Raw genomic sequence first — 4,557 nt, forward strand, 5'->3', positions numbered from 1 at the left:
ACGAACGAGATCCTCGGCCTGACCGCCGTCGCCAAGGACGCCGGGGAGCTCGCCGCCGCAGGCGTCCACGTGCTCGGCAGGACCGTCGCCGAGGTCGCCAACGCCTGGGCCCCCTACCTGACCATGGCCGAGGGCATCCGGATCGCCGCGAAGGCCTTCACCACCGACCCGTCGCTGCTGTCGTGCTGCGCATGAACGGCAACGCAGGCAATCGGGGAGATCTCATCCTGAAGCAGACGATGAGCGCCGATCAGGACCGCGACGAACGGCGCGCCGGTCCCGTCGTCGCTGCAGTGACCGGGCTGCTCTTGCTGGCATGCTGCGCACTTCCGTCGCTGCTCTGCTGCGGCCTGCCGTTCATCGCGGCGGGCGGAGCACTCGCAGGCGTCGGTGGGCTCCTCGGTAATCCCTGGATCATCGGTGCCGGGACCGCCGTCGTGATGGCCGTTATGGCGGGGATGCTCGTCAGGCTACGGCGGCGGCACCGGCGCCGCAGGTCCGGCTGCTGCGAAAATCCTTCGACCGCTGATCGGAACCGGTAGTTCGAGCGGATCCAGCGATCAATGCCACCTGCGGAGGCCGCTAAAATCGAAGCCCGACGGGAGAAGGAGGAGCAAAAAGCGTTCGAATCAACCGGTGACGAGGATAATACTGAGGCTGGATCCCGGCCGTCGCGACGCGGTCTCCGCTTCCGCCGAGACGAGAAAGGGTTGTGGGCACCTAGGCTGGGCGGCATGAACGACATGACCATAGCGCCCGGCCCGGGGATCCCCGACAGTGCGGTCATCGCCGCCGATCTCGCGGAGCGTTTCGCGAAATCGTCGACTCCGGGCGGCCAGGGCGTCAACACGACGGACGGCAAAGTCCAGCTTTCCATCGATGTCGCCGAATGCGCATCGCTTACCGACGCCCAGCGTCACCGTATCTCGCGCAACCTCGAGCACCGCCTAGACGGCTCCGTCTTTACCGTGACTGCGTCGACTCAGCGGTCTGTGTTTCGCTCCTGGTCCTCTCGCTTGCACCTGCGACACAGCCTCGTGCCCCCGGGCCGTAGCGTTCGGGGGAGCACAATAGCCCCAGTCCTCATCACGTCCCGGGATCAAAGAGTTCATCGCAGAGGTTAAGCACTACACGTTGAACTTGAACTCAACGGCGTGTCGGCGCAAAGAAACCTTCCCGCTAAAGACAGCAAGTAAATCCAGAGAAGTACCGCAGGATGCGGTCATGGCGCTATCGCTCCCGGAACATCTAGCAACTCGGGAAGCAGTAGGGCACGGGAAGATGCGCGTCAAATGTACACCGCCCGCCAGGTCGAGTTGGGCACCAAGGTGCGCAAGCTGCTGGCGGACAAAGGCTACGTCTCCGTCGCCGCCCCCGGCTTCGAGGCCACCTCCATCGTGGTCATGTACGCCACCGCCCCGGAGCAGGCCAACGGATCCGCGTTCAAGCAGGCCGGCGTCCAGATCGCCAGCGGTGTTCCGCTGCAGGTCGGCGAGCCGGAGGGCTTTTCCGCCTTCCGCATCTGTCTGTTCGGCTTGGACAAGTGGGGCGATGTCGACGGCACCGTCGCGCGGTTCGCCGAGACGCTGGACAAGGTTGTCTCTGCCTAGCCGAAGGTCAACGAATACAGTTTCACGCCTGCCGTGGGCCGGATGTGCAGCACTCCCTCGGTGGGCGTGTCGCTTTTCGCAAGGTCGAGGGTTCCATCTGTGACCGGGAACGACTTTGTCGCACCGTCCGGATACTCGACCTCGATCTCGCCTTCACCCGAAACCACGAGCTGGACCCACTTGGCGAAGACGTTGATGTCCAGGTGTCCTCCACTGGTGGTCTGCACTGATTCCTCCTCGAGAATCCACGTCCCGTTCAAAGTGAACATGCCGCGCTCCGGAGCGGCCGGTTCACCGAAGTCGTGCTCGCCGTCGGTGTAACCGGGCTGCTTGGTGTACTCGGCGCGCGCAGTGCCGAGATAAGTTTCCGGGTTGCGGCCCTTCGTACCGCCTGCTGCTTCGCCGCTTTCGACCGGTTCGGGGAGGTCGACGTCGGGGTTGGCGTCGATGAGCAATTCACGCACGAGCTTTTCTGTTTCGGCGTAGCTTCCCTCCCCTTCCACGATCTGCCGGACGTTGCCGTGCTTGTCCACCAGGTAGCGGGCTGGCCAGTAGCGGTTGTTGAAATTCCTCCATGTAGCGAAGTCATTGTCCTGCGCCACCGGGTAGTGGATACCTTCCTTTTCTACGGCGTTGCGGACATTGCCCAGGTCGTGCTCGAAAGCGTACTCAGGGGAATGGACGCCGACGACGGTGAGGCCGGAATCGCGATAAGTGTCGTAAAGCTTGGTGATGTGCTCCCCCGCACGCTGACAGTTGATGCAGGCGTACGCCCAGAAATCAACGAGCATGACACCACCGTCCTGCGGGCTCGGCGGCTGGTCGGTGTTGATCCAGTTCGTCAGCCCCGCGAATTCCGGTGCCGGGCCACAATCCTGCAGCTGCGCGGGGTCGGCACGGCGGCACGACTGCAGTGAACCGCTCCCAGTTGGGCCGACCTTGCTGAGAGCGTCATTGGCCAAGTCCGAATTCTCAAAACGGTTCGACAGCGACGACGTCCAATTCGGCAGGGCACGCTGGATCGCCGCCGGCGCGTCGAGAGCCAACGCCACAGTGAAGACCAGGATGAGCACGCCGATGGCCTTACGGTGGCGCTGCACCGCGTCTACCTTGTCACCGATCTTGTTGCCCGCCAGGGCGAACACGAACAGCGGCAGCGCGGACCCAATCGCGAACGCGACAGTGAGCACCACCGTGTTCCAGCCGATCTGCCCAGTCGAGCCCGCCACCGTCACCGCTGCAAGCACCGGGCCCGCGCACGGAACGTACACCGCGCCAAGGGCCAGACCGATGAGAAAACCTCCCTTGCCGCGCGTTTTCTCCTGCAATGCCGTGGGGCGCGGAAGCGCGTCAAAGGGCTTCTGCAACACCTCCCCCACTGGCGGGAAAATCATTCCCAGCCCCACCCATGCCAGCAACACCACTCCCGCCCAGCGCAATACCGACTGTGGCAAATGCAGCGCACTAAGCAGAATCGTACCCAGCAGCGCGATCGCGGCGAAGCTCACGACCAAACCTGTCACCACGTGCGACGGTTTACGCCCGACGCTGACCCCCAGCACCACCGGCAACACTGGCAAAATGCACGGCGACAATGCCGTGATCACACCTCCGATGAATCCGACAAGAATCACGCTGATCATGAGTTTCCTCTACTTTCCGGTTGCCTTTCCTACACCCAGCACTACGGAGTGAGCACCCGCACCGGATTGGTCCAATCCGCATCAGCCCCCGGCTCCGTAGTACTCAGTGACGGGCCAGAAACACTGCGCCTGCGAACCGAAAAAGTGAAGGAGACGCTATGTCTATCAACCGCGCAATCGCCAGCGCCAGCGCCATCGTCATCGCCGCCGTCGGCCTCGTCGCATGCAACGACTCCGAGGAGAATATGGAGGACAAGATGGACGGCTCCATGACCCCGTCCTCCGATGCCATGATGAGCGAAGATTCCATGGCACCGTCTTCCGAGGCGATGATGAGCGATTCCATGGCACCGTCCTCCGATGCCATGATGAGCGAAGACAAAATGATGGAAGAATCCAAGTAGCACATGACCCAGGTGTTAGATTTAGAATCCGTGGATCCGGACCGTCTCTTAGAAAGCGTGCGCGCGGGCGATAAAGTCGCCTTCGCCGAGCTTTACGACGTTCTGGCCCCACAGATTCTAGGTCTCACCACCCACATCTTGCGTGACCGGGCCCAAGTGGAAGAGGTCACCCAAGAAGTCTTCGTGGAGGTATGGCTAAGCGCCCACACCTTCGACCCACACCGCGGCAGCGCCAAGTCATGGGTACTGCGGCTCGCCAAATCGCGCGCCATCGATCGGCTGCGGAGCTGGCGCAGCTCCCAAGCCCGCGACACCGACGATTTCAACAGTCAACTGACCACGTGGGTCGCTGCCGCTGAGGACGAAGCTCAACAGCGACTAGAGTCTGAGGAGCTACAAGAACTCATTGATTCAATCGGAGAGCCTCATCGAAGTGCGCTCATGCTCGCGTATTTTGGGGAACTCACCCACCAAGAAATCGCCGATGCCACTGGCGTCGCTCTCGGAACAGCCAAAACCCGGGTACGCGACGGGTTGCAAAAGCTTCGCAAGGCCGTGTCGTTGAAAGGAGGCCTGTGATGGATAAAGATATCGAGGACCTCTTCAATTCCGCAGCCACGCCGGTCACTCCGCCACCGGAGCTCAAACGCTCAATCATGGAGCGTATCGACGCTACCGACCAGGTCACAGACTTCGACACCGCGCGGAAGAACCGGTCCTGGCGACGTCTCACAACCGCCGCAGCAGCCGCCGTTGTGCTCATCGCCGGTGGCGGGTTCGCGGTCACCCAATTCACTGTCGACGAGTCACGCGAATCCGTGGCAGCCCAAGGCGTCGACGAAATGCACGCAATTATGGAGGCCGACGACGCGCGTCAAGGTCAGGCCGACGCGATGGGCG

7 protein-coding genes and 1 pseudogene are annotated in these 4,557 nt (G+C 62.4%); 6 read left to right on the forward strand and 2 right to left on the reverse strand.

Annotated features, from left to right (window positions below; all coding sequences use genetic code 11):
- Window positions 1-195: pseudogene (locus tag HMPREF3162_RS03540) on the forward strand (mercuric reductase); the annotation flags it as partial.
- Window positions 192-542 carry a hypothetical protein gene (locus tag HMPREF3162_RS03545; RefSeq protein ID WP_070776933.1) on the forward strand — a complete coding sequence of 117 codons (351 nt, stop codon included), beginning with the start codon at window positions 192-194 and terminating at the stop codon, window positions 540-542. The pseudogene HMPREF3162_RS03540 and the gene HMPREF3162_RS03545, both read left to right, overlap by 4 nt.
- An 87-nt stretch (window positions 543-629) precedes the next feature.
- On the opposite strand, the gene HMPREF3162_RS11985 is transcribed toward HMPREF3162_RS03545, so the two are convergent.
- Window positions 630-944: a hypothetical protein gene (locus tag HMPREF3162_RS11985; protein ID WP_222859818.1), complete on the reverse strand. Its 315-nt coding sequence runs from the start codon at window positions 942-944 to the stop codon at window positions 630-632.
- A 348-nt stretch (window positions 945-1,292) separates the two neighbouring features.
- On the opposite strand from HMPREF3162_RS11985, the gene HMPREF3162_RS03555 reads away from it, so the two are divergent.
- Window positions 1,293-1,610: a hypothetical protein gene (locus tag HMPREF3162_RS03555; protein WP_070484391.1), complete on the forward strand. Its 318-nt coding sequence runs from the start codon at window positions 1,293-1,295 to the stop codon at window positions 1,608-1,610.
- Here the strand turns inward: HMPREF3162_RS03555 and HMPREF3162_RS03560 are convergent.
- Window positions 1,607-3,253, reverse strand: a complete 1,647-nt coding sequence (locus tag HMPREF3162_RS03560; protein WP_070484384.1) for a cytochrome c biogenesis protein CcdA — start codon at window positions 3,251-3,253, stop codon at window positions 1,607-1,609. The genes HMPREF3162_RS03555 and HMPREF3162_RS03560 overlap by 4 nt on opposite strands.
- A 158-nt stretch (window positions 3,254-3,411) precedes the next feature.
- Here HMPREF3162_RS03560 and HMPREF3162_RS03565 point away from each other — a divergent pair, with 158 nt between their 5' ends.
- The 3 genes from HMPREF3162_RS03565 to HMPREF3162_RS03575 form a co-directional block, all read left to right on the forward strand.
- On the forward strand, window positions 3,412-3,657 hold the full coding sequence (locus tag HMPREF3162_RS03565) for a hypothetical protein (protein ID WP_083316924.1): 246 nt from the start codon (window positions 3,412-3,414) through the stop codon (window positions 3,655-3,657).
- A 30-nt stretch (window positions 3,658-3,687) separates the two neighbouring features.
- Complete coding sequence (locus HMPREF3162_RS03570) at window positions 3,688-4,236, forward strand: sigma-70 family RNA polymerase sigma factor (protein WP_083318886.1); 549 nt, start codon at window positions 3,688-3,690, stop codon at window positions 4,234-4,236.
- Window positions 4,236-4,557 (forward strand): anti-sigma factor domain-containing protein (locus HMPREF3162_RS03575; RefSeq protein WP_218079168.1); only part of this gene is annotated, 322 nt, incomplete at its 3' end. The genes HMPREF3162_RS03570 and HMPREF3162_RS03575, both read left to right, overlap by 1 nt.

Origin of the sequence: Brevibacterium sp. HMSC07C04, assembly GCF_001815905.1 — a bacterium.
GTDB lineage: Bacteria > Actinomycetota > Actinomycetes > Actinomycetales > Brevibacteriaceae > Brevibacterium.